Source organism: Amycolatopsis sp. ATCC 39116, from assembly GCF_000231075.2.
GTDB classification, from domain to species: Bacteria; Actinomycetota; Actinomycetes; order Mycobacteriales; family Pseudonocardiaceae; genus Amycolatopsis_E; species Amycolatopsis_E tucumanensis.
Map to the genome: position 1 here is coordinate 169,294 of NZ_AFWY03000005.1, position 17,361 is coordinate 186,654.

At 71.0% G+C, this 17,361-nt stretch carries 15 protein-coding genes; 3 read left to right on the top strand and 12 right to left on the bottom strand.

What is annotated here, in order from left to right:
• Nucleotides 1-22 precede the first annotated feature (22 nt).
• Together AMY39116_RS0308430 and AMY39116_RS42460 are read left to right on the top strand one after the other, a co-directional pair.
• Nucleotides 23-490: an Lrp/AsnC family transcriptional regulator gene (locus tag AMY39116_RS0308430; RefSeq protein ID WP_020417250.1), complete on the top strand. Its 468-nt coding sequence runs from the start codon at nucleotides 23-25 to the stop codon at nucleotides 488-490.
• Between the two features lie 42 nt (nucleotides 491-532).
• Nucleotides 533-1,147 carry a TetR/AcrR family transcriptional regulator gene (locus AMY39116_RS42460; protein WP_020417251.1) on the top strand — a complete coding sequence of 205 codons (615 nt, stop codon included), beginning with the start codon at nucleotides 533-535 and terminating at the stop codon, nucleotides 1,145-1,147.
• A 143-nt stretch (nucleotides 1,148-1,290) separates the two neighbouring features.
• Here AMY39116_RS42460 and AMY39116_RS0308440 read toward each other — a convergent pair whose 3' ends face one another.
• From AMY39116_RS0308440 to AMY39116_RS0308470, 7 genes are all read right to left on the bottom strand, one after another.
• The gene (locus AMY39116_RS0308440) at nucleotides 1,291-2,724 is read right to left on the bottom strand and encodes an NAD(P)/FAD-dependent oxidoreductase (RefSeq protein ID WP_020417252.1); all 1,434 of its coding nucleotides are present in this window, start codon (nucleotides 2,722-2,724) and stop codon (nucleotides 1,291-1,293) included.
• Nucleotide 2,725: 1 nt separating this feature from the next.
• Nucleotides 2,726-3,289: a hypothetical protein gene (locus AMY39116_RS0308445; RefSeq protein ID WP_084506032.1), complete on the bottom strand. Its 564-nt coding sequence runs from the start codon at nucleotides 3,287-3,289 to the stop codon at nucleotides 2,726-2,728.
• Nucleotides 3,290-3,566: 277 nt separating this feature from the next.
• Nucleotides 3,567-5,885 (bottom strand): hydantoinase B/oxoprolinase family protein, encoded by a 2,319-nt coding sequence (locus AMY39116_RS0308450; protein ID WP_027935760.1) that lies wholly within the window; start codon nucleotides 5,883-5,885, stop codon nucleotides 3,567-3,569.
• Between the two features lie 11 nt (nucleotides 5,886-5,896).
• Nucleotides 5,897-7,999 carry a hydantoinase/oxoprolinase family protein gene (locus AMY39116_RS0308455; protein WP_020417255.1) on the bottom strand — a complete coding sequence of 701 codons (2,103 nt, stop codon included), beginning with the start codon at nucleotides 7,997-7,999 and terminating at the stop codon, nucleotides 5,897-5,899.
• A gap of 19 nt (nucleotides 8,000-8,018) precedes the next feature.
• Nucleotides 8,019-9,638, bottom strand: coding sequence for an FAD-dependent monooxygenase (locus tag AMY39116_RS0308460; protein ID WP_020417256.1), 1,620 nt, complete (start codon nucleotides 9,636-9,638; stop codon nucleotides 8,019-8,021).
• Nucleotides 9,635-10,387, bottom strand: coding sequence for an alpha/beta fold hydrolase (locus AMY39116_RS0308465; protein ID WP_027935761.1), 753 nt, complete (start codon nucleotides 10,385-10,387; stop codon nucleotides 9,635-9,637). Before AMY39116_RS0308465 ends, AMY39116_RS0308460 begins: the two co-directional genes overlap by 4 nt.
• The gene (locus AMY39116_RS0308470) at nucleotides 10,388-11,773 is read right to left on the bottom strand and encodes an MFS transporter (RefSeq protein ID WP_020417258.1); all 1,386 of its coding nucleotides are present in this window, start codon (nucleotides 11,771-11,773) and stop codon (nucleotides 10,388-10,390) included.
• 299 nt (nucleotides 11,774-12,072) lie between these two features.
• Here AMY39116_RS0308470 and AMY39116_RS0308475 point away from each other — a divergent pair, with 299 nt between their 5' ends.
• A complete protein-coding gene (locus AMY39116_RS0308475; RefSeq protein ID WP_020417259.1) occupies nucleotides 12,073-13,461 on the top strand; it encodes an FAD-binding oxidoreductase in 1,389 nt (462 codons plus the stop codon).
• A 65-nt stretch (nucleotides 13,462-13,526) separates the two neighbouring features.
• On the opposite strand, the gene AMY39116_RS0308480 is transcribed toward AMY39116_RS0308475, so the two are convergent.
• The 5 genes from AMY39116_RS0308480 to AMY39116_RS0308500 form a co-directional block, all read right to left on the bottom strand.
• The gene (locus tag AMY39116_RS0308480) at nucleotides 13,527-14,288 is read right to left on the bottom strand and encodes a 3-hydroxybutyrate dehydrogenase (protein WP_039791305.1); all 762 of its coding nucleotides are present in this window, start codon (nucleotides 14,286-14,288) and stop codon (nucleotides 13,527-13,529) included.
• A gap of 2 nt (nucleotides 14,289-14,290) precedes the next feature.
• Nucleotides 14,291-15,157: a VOC family protein gene (locus AMY39116_RS0308485; protein ID WP_020417261.1), complete on the bottom strand. Its 867-nt coding sequence runs from the start codon at nucleotides 15,155-15,157 to the stop codon at nucleotides 14,291-14,293.
• Between the two features lie 4 nt (nucleotides 15,158-15,161).
• The gene (locus tag AMY39116_RS0308490) at nucleotides 15,162-15,977 is read right to left on the bottom strand and encodes an alpha/beta fold hydrolase (protein WP_020417262.1); all 816 of its coding nucleotides are present in this window, start codon (nucleotides 15,975-15,977) and stop codon (nucleotides 15,162-15,164) included.
• Between the two features lie 101 nt (nucleotides 15,978-16,078).
• Entirely contained in the window at nucleotides 16,079-16,750 is a 672-nt protein-coding gene (locus tag AMY39116_RS0308495) for a TetR/AcrR family transcriptional regulator (RefSeq protein ID WP_202961405.1), read from the bottom strand.
• 62 nt (nucleotides 16,751-16,812) lie between these two features.
• On the bottom strand, nucleotides 16,813-17,241 hold the full coding sequence (locus AMY39116_RS0308500) for an organic hydroperoxide resistance protein (RefSeq protein ID WP_020417264.1): 429 nt from the start codon (nucleotides 17,239-17,241) through the stop codon (nucleotides 16,813-16,815).
• Nucleotides 17,242-17,361: the final 120 nt, after the last annotated feature.

Below are 17,361 nucleotides of genomic sequence, written 5' to 3' on the forward strand. Positions count from 1 at the left end.
CCGTTGCGTACGATCCCCCGTCATGGCCGACGAGCTGATCGACGCGACCGACCGGGAGATCCTGACGCTGCTGCGGGAGGACGCCCGCCGGACGCTGTCCGACATCGCCTCCCGCGTCACGCTGTCCACGGCCGCGGTGAAGCGGCGCGTCGACCGTCTGCAGGAGGCCGGAGTCATCACCGGGTTCACCGTGCAGATCGACCACGCCAAACTCGGCTGGGGCATCGAAGCCTTCACCCAGCTCCGCTTCTTCGGCACCACGAACGTCGACGAGATCGTGCAGACCACCACGCGGATGCCCGAGGCGCAGGCCGTGTTCACCATCGCCGGCGACCCGGACGCCTTGGTGTGGCTGCGGGTGCGCGACATGCAACACCTGCAGCGCACCATCGACGAACTGCGCCGCAGCCACCGCATCACCAGCACGAAAACGCTCATCGTGCTGGATTCCTGGACACGGGGCCAGCAATGGCCGGGCAGTGCGCCCTGACCGGACCCGTACACTCGCGGTGATCGGAAGGCAGGTGACAGGGTGTCGGAAGCACGTTCCCGGCTGCTCGGGACGGCCAGCCGGCTCTTCTACGCGGAGGGGCTGCACTCGGTCGGCATCGACCGGATCGTCGCCGAGGCCAAGGTGACCCGCGCGACGCTGTACCGGCACTTCCCCAGCAAGGACGACCTGGTCGTCGCCTACCTCACCGCCGCGGACGAGCTGATCCGCGCCCAGATCGAATCGGTGCGCCAGGCCGGGCACTCCCCCGCCGACACCGTGCGCGCGGTCGCCGGGACCATCGCCGACAGCATCCGTTCGGATGGGTTCCGCGGGTGCGCCTTCCTCAACGCCGCCGCCGAGTATCCCGCGCCCGACCACCCGGTCCACCGCGCCGTCCTGACCCACCGGCAGTGGTTCCTCGACACGATCACCGAGCTGATGGCCGCCACCGGCGAATCCGAACCCGAGCCGCACGCCAGGCACTTCGTCATGCTGCGCGACGGCGCCATGGCCGCCGGCTGCCTCGCCGACCCGGCCGCGGTCTGCGAAACCTTCCTCCTCGGCGTCGAAGGAATCCTCAAGTACCGCGACGCCTCCGTGGTGGACCAAGCCACGGTCACGACCCGCCGACGCCAGCCGGCTCGGGCACGCTGACCCAGCACGCGCTCGCCGCGCATCGAGAGGCACACCGGCCTCCGTCCGATCAGGACAGTCACGACGTCGCTCAGTCCAGCGAGTGAGGAGGTGCGCCGGTGTCCCCTCCCCCGCATGGCGGTGGGACGGAACACCGGCGCGGATCAGCGGCCGTAGGCTTCGAGCAGCCGCAGCCACACCTCGCTGACGGTGGGAAACGCCGGGACCGCGTGCCAGAGCCGGTCCAGCGGCACCTCGCCGACCACGGCGATCGTCGCCGCGTGGAGCATTTCCGCGACGTCCGGGCCGGCGAGGGTGAACCCGACGATCACCCTGCGGTCCTCGTCGACGACCATCCGGGCGTGCCCTTGGTACCCCTCGGCGTGCAGGGCGGCCCCGGCGGTCGCGGCCAGGTCGAAGTCGACCACACGGATCCGCAGCCCGGCGGCCTCGGCGGCGGCCGCGGTCAGACCCACTGCCGCGATCTCCGGTTCCGTGAAGATCACCTGCGGCACCGCGCGCTCGTCGGCGGTCGCCGCATGCCGGCCCCACTCGCGGTCGTCGGCGGGTTCCCCCTTCGCGCGGGCCACGATGACGTCGCCGACGGCGCGAGCCTGGTACTTGCCCTGGTGCGTGAGCAGAACGCGCCGGTTCACGTCGCCGGCGGCGTAGAGCCAGCCGCCACCGACCGGCGCGCCGTCCGCACCGACCACCCGCATCGTCTCGTCGACGGTGAGCCACGCGCCCGGCCGCAAGCCCACGTTGTCCAGCCCGAGGTCCTGGGTGTTCGGGGTGCGGCCGATCGCGACGAGGAGTTCGTCGGCTTCGAGCTGCTCGCCGTCGGTGAGCGTGATGGACACCGTGCCGTCGTCGTTGCGCTTGACTGACCCGGCCTCGGCGCCGATGCGCACCGAAACCCCCTTGTCCCGCAACGACGCTGCCACCAGCTCACCGGCGAACGGCTCGTTGAGGTGCAGCACGCCGTCGCGGGCCAGCATGGTGACCGAAGACCCCAGCCCGGCGAACGCGGTGGCCATCTCCGAAGCCACCACCCCGCCGCCGATGACGGCGAGCCGGGCCGGCACTTCCTCGGCCGCCACCGTCTCGCGGCTCGTCCACGGCCTCGCGTCGCGAAGGCCTTCGATGTCCGGGACCAGCGCGCCGCTGCCGGTGGCGACGACGACCGCGTGCAGCGCGGTCAGCGTCTCGGTGGCGCCGTCGGCGCCGGTCACCTCGACGGTCCGGTCGGAGCTGATCCGGCCGTGTCCCCGGTACAGGGGGACGCCGACCGACTCGAGCCAGGACACCTGGCCCTCGTCGTTCCAGTTCGAAGCGAAGGAGTCGCGACGGCGGAGGACGGCGGCCACGTCGAGGTCGCCCGTCACCGCCTCCCGCGCGCCAGGCACCTGCCGGGCGGCCCGGAGTGCCGCTCCGCTGCGCAGCAGCGCCTTGGTCGGCATGCAGGCCCAGTAGGAGCACTCGCCCCCGACCAGTTCCCGCTCCACGATCGCGGCGGTCAGCCCGCCCTGGACGACCCGGTCGGCCACGTTCTCCCCGACCGGACCGGCGCCGATGACGATGACGTCGTAGGTGGCCACGTCAGCCGGCCTTCGCGGCACTGCCGAGGCGGATCGCCGAAACGAGGAAGAAGATGCCGCCGAGGACGGCGTAACCGGCCACGGCGGACAGCGAAGGATCCGCGGCGGCGGCGCTGACGATGAAGTTGCCGCCGGCCAGCACCGAGATGCCGCCACTGAGGATCATCGGCCACTGGCCACCCATCTTCCGGCGAACGATCGCCACGATCAGCTGGACCAGCCCGGCGACGATCGCCCAGGCACCCCACACCCGCAGCACCGCCGGAATGCCGGAGGCCGCCGCGACGCCCACGCCGATGGTGGCGAGCAGGCTGATCGCCATGTTCACGTACAACCCGCGGACCGATCCGGTCCCCTTCGCCGAACGAGCGTCCACGACGGCCGCTCCCACGTCGAACAGCGGGTACAGGACGACCAGGACGATGCCGACGGTCCCCAGCCCCGACTTGGTCGTCAGGAACACCAGCGCCGCCCACACGATGGCGAACGCGAACCGCACGAAGTACAACCGGCGCAGCGCCGGCGCGAACCCGCCCACGGCGGGCGAATCGACAGTAGTCACCATGATCCCTTCAGCAGGAGGAGAACCGCTCGCAAGACCGAACGTTCTATCTCGACCTAGCTTGGACCGGTCGCGGCCCCATGTCAAGACCGAACGTTCTAGCTCACTCGGAAGACTTCCGGACCGCAGCGTGGTCATACCTCCTCGGCGCAGCGGCCGATCTCCTGCGAGACAACGGGATTCACCCTGCCCATCGAGCGGAACCTCGCGGTAGCACAGCCAGTTCGCGGCGGCGGCTGCCTCGCAAGGCAGCCGCCGGCCGTCCGATCGTCCTGCCGGCTCACGCCCAGCTGCGGTATTCGTCGGCGGGCAGCGGGTGATCCACCGGGACGATCCGGGAATGCACCGCGGTCAGGCAGCCGGGGCAGAACAACTGCCGGAAGACGACCTCCGCGTCGACGTACTCCTGCGGGTCGTGCCAGATGTGCGGCCCCGCCTCGGTCGGTGGCGCCTCCCGCCGGGCCAGCGACGCGACGAACGCACCCCCGGCCAGTGGCCCGATCGCGGTTCCACAATGGACGCACAGCACCGTGCCGCCGTCCGGCGCCTCCCGGACGGCGAGGTTGTCGTCGAGCCGGCGCAGGCCGGTCAGGTCCGGCTCACCGGCGGGCACGAGCCGCACCTGACCGGCCAGTCCGGCGCCGGAAGCGCGGCGCCGCCGCAGCTGCGCGCGTCGCTCTTCGGTCGCGGCGCCGTCCACTTCGCCGTCCTCGCGGAGCACGACCCCGTAGACGTCCTCGGCCGCGTCTGCCGTCACGCGGACCTGCCGCACGTCGTCGCGGACGCTCTCCGGCGACCGGAGCAGCGGATCGCCGTACCCGCCACCGGCCTGCCAATGGAGGTAGAGGGCGTCGCCCGGCCCCAGGTGGGACTCCCCTTCGCAGGGCAGCACCTCGATCTCCCCGCCCAGCTCCTCCAGGTCGCCGGGAATGACCGACGCCTGGGCCAGCTGAGGTTGGTTCACCCCGCGCACGACCAGGTCGAGCTGGGAGTTGCCGGGGTAACCGCCCGCCAGGCCGACGTTCTGGTTCGCGACCTTGCCGGTGCCGGAAACCACCAGTGACATCGTCCCCTGCTGGTCCGGGTGCTGGACGTAGCAGACCGAGCCGCTCATCCCCCCGCGCCGGCGGCCGGGCCCGCCGGAGTCGGTCTCCTCGCGGCGCCACAGGGCGACGAGCGGGTAGAGGTACTCGGTCATCTCGACGTCCGGCGCCCGCGCCGACGGGATGATCAACCGGCCGCCGGTGTCGACGCCGTCGTGGTACACCTGTGCGCCGTAGCCACCCGCCATGACGTCGAAGACCGGTGACACGAAACCCTTGCTCGCGCCGCCGCGGGTGTCCACACCGGACACGACACAGAGGTCGGTGGTGCCGTTGCAGATGGACTGCACGTCGGTGCGGTGGTCCGGTTCGGCGTCCAGCATCTTGGCCAGCACCTCGGCGACGAGGTTGCCCGAGCCCCAGGCCGGACCGAAGGGCCCCTTGCCGACCGCGGCCGGGAAGGACGCGTTGGTGATGGTGTCCTCGTCGGTGATGATCTCGAAGCAGCGCATCAGCCCCCCGGCCGCCCACGGGATGTCCCCGGCCAGCAGCGGCAGCATCGTGAAGACGATTCCGGCCCGCAGCCCCGGGTAGGGGCAGTTGATGATGCCGGTTTGCCCGGCGGTGCCGCGGAAGTCGAAGACGAGCGTGCCGGCTTCCTTGGTCATGGCCACCTTGATGGCGTGCAGACCGCGGTCGCCGGTCTGCGACTGCTCCTGATAACCGACCGCGGACCAGGTGCCGTCCGGCAGTGTCTCGAGCTTGGCCCGCAGCCGCCGCTCGGCGTCGTCCATCATCCGGCGCATCACCGACTTGACGGTGTCCGCGCCGTACTTGGCGATGAGCCGCAGGATCTGCTCGGCCGCGTTTTTGTTGGCGGCGATCTTGGCCCGCAGGTCGAGACCCACCAGGTGCGGGAGCCGCGAGCGGCGGACCCAGGCGTCGGCGACGTCGCGCTGCAGCACACCGCCGCGCACCACCTTCATCGGCGGCGTGGGGACGGCCTCGCCGAAGACGTCCTGCGCGGAGGGGCTGAACGAGCCCGGCCGCGGCCCGCCCAGGTCGACCTGGTGGGCGATGGCCGTCGTCCAGCCGAACAGCTTGCCCTCGTGGAAGATCGGCGCCAGGATCGCGGCGTCGTTCTGGTGCAGGCCGCCGCCGATCCACGGGTCGTTGCACAGGAACATGTCGCCCTCGGCGATACCGGGGTTGTCGCTGCGGTGCCGCAGCGTCCAGGTGATCGCCAGGTCCATCGAGCCGATCAGGCCGATGTTGTACGTGCCGACCTGGACCTGCTCACCGAGCTCGTCGCAGATGGAGAAGTTGAAGTCGTTGGACTCGGTGACGACGTGCGAGCCCGACATGCGGCGCAGCGTCTCCCCCATCTCCTGGGTGATCGCCCAGAGGCGGTGCCGGACGACCTCGTAGGTCAGGGCGTCGACCTCGGCGTCGCCGGCCTGGTGCAGGGGCAGGGCGGGCGAGATCTGCCGCAGCAGCTCCTCCCGCGGCATGGGGCGGCTGGTGAACTCGTCCGCCCCGGGGATCCTGGATGTCATGGGAACTGTCCTCACTGGTAGCGCAGCACGAGGTTGCCGAGGTGGTCGACTCGTCCGGTGACCCCGGCGGGGACCACGACCACCGTGGTCGGGACGTCGACGATCGCCGGTCCGGCGAGTTCGTGGCCGGCGCGCAGCCGCGCGTAGTCGTAGACGGGGGTCATCACGTAACCGGTCTGCGAGTCGAGGCAGACGGAACGTTCTCCGATCAGGGCCTCGCGCGGGTCGGGGCCGTCCGCTTCGGGGACGGCGGGCAGCGCGACCGGGAAGCCGAGGCCGGCCTTGGCGCGCATGCGGTAGGTGATCGCCTGCACCCCCGCCTCCCGGTAACCGGCGCCGCTGCCGTTGACCCGCTCGTACTGCTCCTCGAAGCGCGCGAGGATCTCCTCGCCGGTGCGCTCGGTGAACTTCGCTTCCGGAACGGCGGTCGAGAGCTCGGTGACCTGCATCGAGTACCGCAGGTCGATCTCGCGGTGCAACGACACGTCGTGGAACTTCACCTTCTGCCGGTCCAGCGCGCGCTGCAGGTCGGCTTCGAGCCGCGCGAAGTGGGATTCGAGCGCGGTGTGGTCGACCGGGAAGGACGACGGATCGGACAGTTCCGCGCTCAACGCGACGTCCGAGGCCGCGAGCCCGTACGCCGAGAAGGCGGACGCGACCGGTCCGAGCGGCACGACGACCTCGCTGACGCCCAGGTCCTGGCAGTAACCGGCGCAGTGAGCCGGCCCGGCGCCGCCGAAGGCGTAGGCGACGAAGTCGCGGGGGTCGTAGCCGGCCTGCACGACGGCCCGCCGCAGCAGGTCCCCCGCCTGCGCGTTCTGCACCTCGTGGATGGCGATGGCGGCTTCTTCGACGGTGAGGCCGAGCGGCTCTGCGACGTGCACGCGGATCGCCTCCCGCGCGAGGTCCATCCGCAGCGGCTTGCGTCCGCCGAGCAGGCCCCGCTCGCTCAGGATGCCGAGCACCAGATTGGCGTCGGTGTTCGTCGGGCGCGTCCCGCCGTTGCCGTAACAGGCGGGACCGGGCACGGCTTCGGCGCTCTGCGGCCCGAGCCGCAGGTTTCCGCCCTCGTCCACGGACGCGAGGGCCCCGCCGCCGGAGCCGATGGTGTGCACGCGAATCGTCGCCGCGTTGATCGGGAACTGGTTGACGATGGAACCCGGCGCCATGACCGGCTCGCCGTCGACGATCAGTCCCGCGAGGAACGTCGTGCCCCCGACGTCGGTGGTGATCACGTTGCGGTGGCCCAGCTGCCCGGCCAGGCGCATCCCGCCGACGACGCCGCCGGACAGCACGGACCCGACCGTCGTGATGGCGTGCTCGGGGGCCCGGTCGGCGGTGATGGTGCCGCCCTCGCTCTGCATGACCAGCAGCGGTCCCTTGAGCCCGCCTTCCTCCAGCCGCTTCTGCAGCGGCAGCAGGTAGGTGCGCAACCGCGGGCCGACCTGGGCGTTCATGATCGTCGTGGAGGTCCGCGCGAACTCGCGGATGCGGGGGCTGACCTCCGAGGACAGCGTGACGTACATGTCCGGGGCGATCTCGTGGACCAGCTCCCGCACACGCTGCTCGTGGACGCCGTTCTTGAACGACCACAGCAGGCAGACCGCGATCGCCTCCACCCCCTGGTCCACGAGGGCCTGTGCGACCCGGCGGACCTCGTCCTCGTCTAGCGGCACCAGGATCCGTCCGGCGTGGTCGATCCGCTCGGTGACCTCCAGGGCCCGGTACTTCGGGATCAGCGGCGCCGGCTTGCGCTGCCGGAGCGTGTCCTGGATCTCGTGGGCCGACCGGCCCAGCGTGCGGCCCTCGGCGTTCATGATGTAGATCGCGTCCCGGTGGCCCTTGGTGGCGATCAGCCCGACATCGGCGACTTGGCCTTGGACCAGGGCGTTGATCGAGGCGGTCGTGCCGTGCGCGATGTAGTCGGTCTGCGAGAGCAGTTCGCCGACGTCGATGCCCAGCTCGGCGGCGAGGTCTTCGATCGCGCGCATGACCCCGGCCTCGCGGTGGGGCGGGGTCGTCGGCGTCTTGGCCGACACGATCCGGCCCGCGCCGTCGGAGGCGACGGCGTCGGTGAACGTGCCGCCGACGTCGATGCCCAGTGCGTATGGCATGCGTTTCTCCTGGTGTTCTCTACCGCTGGTGGGCGGGGACGCGCCCGGTGACTGTGTGCAGGAGCTGCTCGGGGCTGGCCTCCGCACCACCCATCCAGGCGACGTGCTGGTCCGGGCGGACGAGCAGCAAGTCGGCGGGGTAGCGGTCGGGCCACCGTCCGGGCAGGTCCACGACGGCGAGGGGGATGCCGAGTTCCCGGGCGGCCCTGGTCCAGGACGTCGTCGCGGTCCGCGGGTTCACGCGCAGCACGGTGAAGCCGTGGCCGAGCACGTCGAGCACCGACCGGCCGTCGTCGAGCCACGCATGCGGTAGCCGGAACCCCGGCCGCGCCCGATCCTGGTAGTCCCCCATGGTGATCTCGGCGTGGCCGCCGCCGACCACCAGTGGCGAGCCCGCGTAGTGGTAGCCGAAGCTGAACCCGTCGGGTGAATACCGGCGCGGCTCGGTGACAGCGAGCCGCTCGGCGAACTCCGCGCGCGCCCGCTCGCCGTCCGGGCCGGGCAGGTGGATCTCCGGCGGGACGTCCGCGAACGACGTGCGTGCCTGGGCGCCGACCGCCGCGGCGAACTGCTCGCCGACCGGCTTGCGCTCCGCTTCGTAGGCGTCCAGCAGCTCCGGTGGCGCCCATCCGTGGTGGACGGCCGCCAGCATCCACCCGAGGGTCGCCGCGTCCTGGATGCCCGCGTTCATGCCGAATCCCCCCACGGGGATCCAGATGTGGGCGGCGTCCCCGGCCAGGAACACCCGGCCCGCGCGGTACCGCCGGGCGACGAGCCGCCGTCCGGTCCAGCGCACCACGCCGAGCACCTCGTGCTCCACGGGCTTCCCCACGGACTCCCGCAGCAGTTGTTCCGGGTCCTCGCCCCCGGTGTCGTGGTCAGGGGCGAAGGCCACGTGGTTGAGCCACAGCGACTCGCCGTCGATCGCGATCAGCGACGCGATCCGGCGGCCGTAGGTCCAGTACGTCCAGGCCCGGTCGCGGGCGGCGAGCCGGCCCAGCTCTGGCGAGCGGACGAAGGTCGAGACGAACCGCTGGATCGCGTCGACGCCTTCGTACCGGATGCCCAGTTGCCTGCGGACGGTGCTGTGGGCGCCGTCGCAGCCGACCACGTACGCGTACCGCAGAGCGCGGCGCTCGCCCGCGGTCTCCACCACCGCCTCGACGTGGTCGTCGAACTGCCGGAGCGAGACCAGCCGGGTGCCGCGCTCGAGGGTCAGCCCGGGGAGCGTGCCGGCGTGCCGCTCCAGGATGGGCTCGAGGTACAGCTGCGAGATCCGGTGCTGCGGCTCCGGCGTCGGCCAGCCGTCCTTGCCTTCGCCGGCCAGGACCTCGCGCGCGGACGGCAGATCGATCCGGTAGATCTCCTCGCCGGCCAGGGTCGTCCGGTAGTGGATCGAGGTGGGGTAGTCCCCGGGCAGGCCGGCCCGGCGGATCTCGCCGGCCAGCCCGAGCCGCCGGAAGATCTCCATCGACCGCGCGGAGGTGGTGTTGCACCGGGGGTTCACACCCCGCTCTTCGGTCGCTTCCACGACGTGGCAGGGGACGCCGCGCTGCGCGAGGTCGATGGCGAGAGTCAGGCCGGCGGGCCCCGCGCCCACGACCAGGACATCGGCCCGGCCTTCGCTGTGCTGTGTCATGCGCTCAGGAACTCCCCTACCAGCTTGCAGAACTCGTCCGGCCGGTCGACGTGGATCCAGTGCCCCGCCCCGGCCACCACTTCGAGGCGAGCGTCGGGCAGGGACGCGACCAGGCGCTCGGAGACCTCGGGCGGCGAGACCCGGTCGCACTCCCCGTGCAGTGCGAGCACCGGGGTCGTGATCTTCCCGAGGTCGACCGGCGGCGGGCCGTCCACGACGTCGGCGAACATCGACCGGAACGCGGACTCGGCGCCGGGGCGGAGTGCCTGCCTCAGCCGGAGCTCGGTGAGCTCGTCGAGCAGTTCTTCGTGGACGTGCTCGTCGGCGACCAGCCGGCCGAGGGTGGCTCGCATGGACGTCTTGGTGGGGTTGTCGTAGAACGGAATCGCGCGCGGCAGTGGTCCCGTCCCGGCTCCGCCCATGACGACCGCGCGGTCGACCCGCTCGGGCGCCATCGACAGCAACGCCAGTGCCGCGGCCCCGCCCGCGGCCGAGTTGCCGACCACGTGGACGCGCTCCAGGCCGTGCTGGTCGAGGAGGTCTCGTACCTGCCGGGCGCGGGCCAGCGCCCAGGCACGCGGCCCGGCGAGCCCGCCCGTCCCGGCGATCCGCGTCCCGAACCCGAGGAGATCGGGCGCCAGGCAGCGGAACTCACCCTCGAACCGGGGCCGCACGCCCGACCAGTTGCTCGCCGCGTCGACGCCGGGTCCACCACCGTGGAGCAGCACGAGATCTGATGTGGCCGGCACCTACCGCCTCCTCTGTGGATCGTACGTCGCGACGAGGTCGGTGCCATCACCCGCATGCCGAGTCCGCGCAGGATGATCTCCAGGCCGGGTGCGTCCGAACCGGACGAGGAGGAGCACCGCGAGAGCCCCGATCACGCCGGGGATCGCGAAGATCCGGAACATCGAGCCGGGGGCCCAGCCCGCCTGCAGCAGGAAACCGGCGATCAGGGGCGCCAGGACGGCACCGAGCCTGCTCACGGCGACCGCCAGACCGAGCGCCGTCGCGCGGGCTTCGGCCGGGTAGAGGTTCGGGATGATGACGTTCATCCCCGAGATCGCGCCGTTGAGGAACAGTCCGACGAGCACGGCCACGACCAGTGCGGTGGCCAGCGTCGACAACGACACGGAGAACAGGATGAGGAAGAGGGAACCGATGCCGAAGTAGGCCGCGGTGAGCCGCCGCGGCCCGACCCGGGAAACCAGCAATCCCAGCAGGACCGCGCCGGTGACACCACCGATGCTGAAGAGAACGCCGCCGCTGATGCCCTGCTGGCCGGACATGCGGGCCTTCAGCAGCAGGCTGGGAGTCCACGAACTCGCGAAGTAGAACGTCATCTGCGCCGCGATGAACGCCACCCAGACCAGCGCCGTCCGAAGGGCGTTGCCTCCGCGGAACAACGAATCGAGCGCCACTTTGCGCGACACCGAGGCCGGAGGTGCCGAGGGCAGGTCCTCGACGCGGGCGCGGCCCATCGAGGCGAGGATCCGGTTCAGCTTGTCCAAGGCCTGGCGCGGCCGGCGTGCGACGAGGTAGTCCATCGACTCCGGCAGGTACCGCAGCCCGACCACGAAGAGGACGGCGGTGGCGGCACTGCCGAACACGAAGACCGCTCGCCAGCCGAACGGGCCCAGCAGCAGGCTCGAGGCGATCCCGGCGACGAACGAGCCAAGACCGTACCCGGTGGTGATCAGCGCGACGACCAGCCCCCGGCGCCGGTGGTTCGCGTACTCCGAGGTGAGCACCGGCAGGCTGGCCGCCATCGCGCCCACCGCCGCGCCCGTGACGAGCCGGCAGACGAGGAGCTGGCCGAGGTCCTGCGACACGGAGGCGGCGAGCATGCCCAGTGCGGCCAAGGCGAGACAGCCGAGAGTGAGGCGCCGTCGCCCGATTCGGTCGGCGAGGGGCGCGAGGAAGAGCCCGCCGAACGCCATCCCGGCCAGTCCTCCGCTGAGCAGCACTCCCACCGCCGAGGGGGACAGACCCCACTCGCGGGTGATCGCCGGCCCGATGAAGGACGTGACCAGGAGATCGAACCCGTCGATCAGGTTGATCACCAGGCACAGGGAGACCGCACCGACCTGGGCCCGGCTCATCGGTGAGTTCTTGACCTCTTCGAGAACGTTCAAGGGAACCTCGCTTCGTTGCGACGGTCGGTCAGGCCCCGGTAGAGCCCCGGGCGGCAGTGGAACGCGGCTGACAAGAGCCACTCGACGCGCGCTGTATGTAGCGTTCACTCTACAAGCTTGAGGAGGGGTTGACTAGTGCACACCACTCGGCCGTCCACAGCAGAATCTCGGGACGTGCAACGGATGGAACAGGCAACTCCGCGGCATCCTCCGATCTCGTGTTAGAGTGAGCACTACATACATGAGATAGAACGTTCGGTCTTGCTCATTCTGCTCCCCTCTCTCACTGAAGGAAACCCATGCCCGGTCACACTGGCGACGACTCCTCGGTCGCCGCAGCGCAGCGCGCGTTGCGCGCCCTCCTGCCCGCCCAGCAGATTCACGTTTCCGGCAGGGGCTACGCCGAGGGCGTCACCTTGTGGAACGCCGCGGTGAGGCGCCGGCCCGCCATCGTGCTGACCTGCAACTCCACCGCCGACGTGGTCACCGGTGTGCGCACCGCACGGGAATTCGGCCTCCCGCTCACGGTGCGCGGCCGCGGCCACGACTGGGCCGGCCGTGCCCTGTCCGACGGCGGCTTGACGCTGGATCTGCGGCCACTGCGCGACGTCCGGGTCAATCCCGGCGCCCGGACCGCCGAAGTCGGTGGCGGCGCGTCGGCCAACGACCTGCTGGCCGCGGCCGGCGCGCACGGCCTGGTGGCCGCGACCGGCACGATCGGGACGGTCGGGGTGGCCGGGCTGACCCTCGGCGGGGGTTACGGTCCGCTGGCCGGGCGGATCGGCCTCGCCGCGGACAACCTGCTGGCCGCCGAGGTGGTCACGGCCGACGGATCGGTCGTGCGCACGGACCAGCACCAGCATCCCGGTCTGCTGTGGGCACTGCGCGGCGGAGGCGGCAATTTCGGGGTCGTCACGTCGATGACCGTCCGGCTGCACGCCGTGCCCTCCGTGATGACCGGCCTGGTGCTCTATCCCTGGCACCAGGCCACGCGAGTGCTGGAGCGGGTTCGCGAGGCGCACCACGACGCCCCCGACGACCTGACGATCCAAGTCGGTGCGATCGCCGTACCGGACGGCTCGCCCGCGCTCCTGGTGCTGCCGACCTGGGCGGGGGACGCCGCGGTGGGCGAAGACCCCGCTGGTCCGGTGATGGCGCTGACCCGGCTCGGCGATCCCCTGCTCACCCAACTGGAGACCGCGCCCTACGCCGCGGCGATCGCCGCGCGGGACGCGATGTTCCCCGACGGCAGGCACGTCACCATCCGCACCCGCTCGGTGCCCGGGCTCACCGACGACGTCATCGGCGTCGTCGAGCGATTCGGCGGCCGGCTGCCGACACCGATGTCCGGGCTGACCCTGCACCACTTCCACGGCGCCGCGGCCAGGGTCTCCACCACCGACACCGCCTTCGCGCTGCGCCGGCCGCACCTCATGGCCGAGATCATCGGCATCCACCCGGCGCAGGACAGCGGCGAGCACGTCGTTCGCTGGGCCGACGCGGCATCCGCGGGGCTGGCCGGGCAAGCCTTCCCGGGTGGCTACGCCAACCTGCTCGGGCCGGAAGCAACCAGCCAGATCCCCCACGTCTACGGGGACAACCTGCCCCGCCTGCAGCGGATCAAGGCGGCGGTGGACCCGGACGGTGTCTTCTCCGCCACGCCGTTGCCGATGGCCGGACCCGCCTGACCGAGCCGGCCCGCGGGCCCCGTCCCCTTCGGCGGCCCGCGGGCGACAACCCCTCCAGAGACGGGTCAGGCCGCGCTCCAACCCCCGTCGAGGATCAGTTCGGTGCCGGTCACGGCCGAGGCCTCGGGTGAGCACAGGTACGCGACCGCTCCGGCGACCTCGCCGGGTTCGATCAGGCGCTTCACGGCCGACTTCGCCAGCAGGACCTCCGACAGCACCTCGTCGGTGCTCAGTCCGTGCGCCGCCGCCTGGTCCGCCAACTGGTTCTCCACCAGCGGCGTGCGCACGTAGCCAGGGCAGACGCAGTTGCTGGTGACGCCCTTGGCCGCGCCTTCCAGCGCGATGACCTTGGACAGGCCCAGCAAGCCGTGCTTGGCGCTGACGTAGGCGGACTTGTAGGCGCTCGCCCGCAGGCCGTGAACGCTGGACAGGTGGATGATCCGCCCCCAGCCGCGCTCGTACATTCCCGGCAGGACGGCACGGGTCAGCAGGAACGGAGCCTCGAGCATCAGCCGCAGCATGAACGCGAAGCGGTCGGGTTCGAACCGTTCGACGGGCGCGACGTGCTGGATTCCGGCGTTGTTCACCAGGATGTCGGCATCGAACTCCACACCGGCCAGTTCGTCGGTGCGGCTCAGGTCGATCGCCAGCGCCTCGCCACCGATCCGCTCGGCCGTCCGCGCCGCTCCCCCGGCGTCGATGTCGCAGACGACGACGTGGACGCCGAGCCCGGCGAGCCGGGTCGCCACCGCCGCGCCGATCCCGCTCGCCGCGCCGGTGACCACCGCGCGCCGGCCGGACAGATCGGATCCGGATCGATCGGACATCGTCACGACCTCGGTGAAGCGAAGGGATTCGCGTCGGCGTGGTGGTGACCCCACTCGTCCGAACGCCCGAAATCGTGCGGGATCCAGTCGTCGCCGACTTCGATGCCACCGCAGCCGATCTCCAGGTGGAACCCGCTCGGGTTCCGGACGTAGAACGAGATCGCCTTGTCGTTCATGTGCCTGCCCAGGCTGATCGAGATCGGCACGTCGTTGGCCTTGGCCCGGTCGTAGGCCCGCCCGACGTCGTCGATGGAGCCGTGCTCGAACTCGAGGTGGTGGATCGAGGTGGTGTCCGCGTGCGCGAGAGCGATGCTGTGGTGCGTCCGGTTGCAGCGGAAGAAGAACAGGCCGGGAGCGCGGTAGTCGGTCAGCTTGAACTCGAGCACCGACTCGTAGAGCTCGCGCAGTTCGCCGAGGTTGGGGCTGGCCAGCACGAAGTGCCCCAGACCGGTGATGCCGGCCCCGCCGGCGGGGCGGTCGGCGCCCAGGCGCACCTTGGCTTCCCCGACCGCCAGCTCCACGCGGTAGCCGACCGGGTCGGTGAACCAGCGCAGCTGCGTGGCACCACGCAGTTCCTGTTCTTCCGCCGATCCGTCCGCGACGGTGAATCCGGCGCCGGTCAGCCGCTCGGTGAGCCGGTCCAGCTCCCACGGCGAGTCCACGATCCAGCCCAGCTCACGGGGACGGTCCTGAGTGGACCGGTAGAGCGCGAGGCGGTACTTGAACTCGTCGAGTTCGGCGAGGGCGACCTCGTCCGTGCCGGACTTCGCGTGGGTGACACCGACGCCCAGCGTGCGCCCGAGCAGGTCGGTCCACGCGTCGAGGTCGGCGACCTCGAGACCGACGTACCCCAGTTTCCTGATTCCCACTGTGTCATCCCTCCGGCGCGGCGGCCGCGCCACCCTGCAGAAACTCGCGGACGATGTGGTTGAACTCGGGTGCGCGCTCGTACTGGACCCAGTGACGGCAGTTCGGCAGCACCCGCAGCTCCGCGTTCGGGATGCCGGCGAGGATCTTGGGCGCCCAGGCCAGGGGCACGGTCTGGTCTTCCCGGCCCCACACCAGCAGCGTGGGGGCGGTGATGAGACCCAGGTCGGGCGTCAGGTCCCCGAAGTTCGGGGGGATGGGCAACTCGGGGTGGGCCCGGAGGCTGGACTCGTAGCGCTCGTCGATGAGCGCCTCGGTCGCCAGTGACTCGTCGTGGACCATGAGCCGCACGAACTCGGCCATGGCCTCGCGCGACGGCTTGTCCGCTGCCATGTAACCGAAGAGGCGTGCGAGCCCGGCGGGCCAGGGCGGCGCGTCCGGCGGGAGGACCCCGCCCGGGGCCATCAGGACGAGCCGGTCCACGCGATCCGGGTAGCGCATCGCGATTCGCATGGCCACGGCGCCACCGTAGGAGTTGCCGACCAGGTGGGCCCGCTCGATCCCGAGCGCCGTCATCGCGCGGCACACCCGGTCGGCGGCGTGGAAGATCAGCGGCTCGTCCGTCTCCGGCCGCGGGGACTCTCCCCAGCCCGGCAGATCGACCACGATGTTCCGGTAGTCGGAGAAGGCGGGCAGGTTCCCGCCGAAGTTGCTCATTCCGGTGGCGCCCGGCCCTGAGCCGTGCAGCCACACGACCGGGCTGCCCGAACCGGCCTCGGTGTAGGCCAGGTGCGCGTCACCGACATCCAGAGTGCTCGTCACTGTGCCACCCTATCCGTTGTATGTAGCGCTCACTATACAACGGACGGCAGCGTTATCAAGGTCGAGCGGATTGCGATCGCCAACCGCGACGGCGGCCGGCGTCAGCGCTTCCGCTTCGCCGCGGCCTGCCGTTCCGCCAGGCCGCGGACCAGGGAGACGAAGGGGGCCACCTGCGAGCTGTAGCTCACGCCGTCGAAGCTGTTGGTCACCGACAAGCCGTCGGTCAAGGCGCGACCGAGAACGGCCAGCTGCTGCACCAGGGCTTCGTTGTTCTTGCCACCGTGGGGCGCGAAGATCGGGGTGAGCGCTTGAACCCAGGAAGCGTGGGCGTAGTCGCGGATGCGCCGGACGGTCGCCTGAACCGCCTCGGCGTCCTTCTGCGGCCCGATGCTGATGGCGACCAGCAACTGGAGGTAATCCGGCCGCCGGTCGAGTGAACTGCACGCGGCGGAGAACCAGGCTTCCAGGCGCTCCAACGGCGCCAGGTGGTCGAACGAAGACGGATCGGGGAACAGCGCGTGCAGCTCGTCGAAGGTCCGCTCCAGCAGCGCCGCCAGCACGCCGAGCTTGCTGCCGAAGTGATAGTAGATCGAGCTCGGCGGAAGACCGGACTGCGCGCTCAGGTCCGAGATCGCCATGCCGTCGTAGCCCTTTTCTCTGACGAGGGCGCGAGCCGCGTCAAGGATCACCTCGCGGCTGCTCAGCCCGGCAGCCGTCCGAGCGGAGCTGGAATCCCTCGCCATGCCCTCATGATAGGTCCGCGACGGTGTCACTCCCCCACCGGGCGCGCGGGCGGGCGCCGGGCCGGCGGTACCAGACCGGCCCGGTCACCACGTCAGCCGACGGTCGCGTCGACGGTCACGGGGATGTTGCCGCGGGTCGCGTTCGAGTACGGGCAAATCGCGTGGGCGCCTTCGACGAGCTGGTCCGCCGTGTCCTGGTCCACACCGGACAGTTCGGCGTGCAGCGCCGCGCTGAGGCTGAACCCGCCTTCCGGCGTCGAATGCACCTGAACCTCGGCGACGACGGCGGAGTCGGTGATCCTGACCTTCCGCTGTGCCGCGACGGCCTTGAGCGCCGAGTGGAAGCACGAGGCCCATCCCGCCGCGAACAGCTGCTCCGGGTTGGTCGCGCCGCCGGGGCCGCCCATCTCCTTGGGGATCGCCAGGGAGAGCTCGAGCAGGCCGTCGTCGGTCCTCGCCCGTCCTCCCGCGCGGCCGTCGCCGGTCGAGGTGGCGATGCCGACGTACAAGGGCTTCGTCATGGGAGAGGTCCTTTCTCGCTCACGGCCGAACCGCGATACCGAACGTTCTATCTGGTTTCACTATGAGGCGTTCACGGCCACACGTCAAGACCGAACGTTCTACCTTTCCTCGTCAGCGTG

Bases quoted from the DNA above. Each gene is read 5' to 3' on its own strand.
- AMY39116_RS0308455 (WP_020417255.1), bottom strand. From the start codon at position 7,999: ATGCCATACGCACTGGGCATCGACGTCGGCGGCACGTTCACCGACGCC.
- AMY39116_RS0308475 (WP_020417259.1), top strand. From the start codon at position 12,073: ATGCCCGGTCACACTGGCGACGACTCCTCGGTCGCCGCAGCGCAGCGC.
- AMY39116_RS0308445 (WP_084506032.1), bottom strand. From the start codon at position 3,289: ATGGTGACTACTGTCGATTCGCCCGCCGTGGGCGGGTTCGCGCCGGCG.
- AMY39116_RS0308460 (WP_020417256.1), bottom strand. From the start codon at position 9,638: ATGACACAGCACAGCGAAGGCCGGGCCGATGTCCTGGTCGTGGGCGCG.
- AMY39116_RS0308430 (WP_020417250.1), top strand. From the start codon at position 23: ATGGCCGACGAGCTGATCGACGCGACCGACCGGGAGATCCTGACGCTG.
- AMY39116_RS0308500 (WP_020417264.1), bottom strand. From the start codon at position 17,241: ATGACGAAGCCCTTGTACGTCGGCATCGCCACCTCGACCGGCGACGGC.
- AMY39116_RS0308450 (WP_027935760.1), bottom strand. From the start codon at position 5,885: ATGACATCCAGGATCCCCGGGGCGGACGAGTTCACCAGCCGCCCCATG.
- AMY39116_RS0308480 (WP_039791305.1), bottom strand. From the start codon at position 14,288: ATGTCCGATCGATCCGGATCCGATCTGTCCGGCCGGCGCGCGGTGGTC.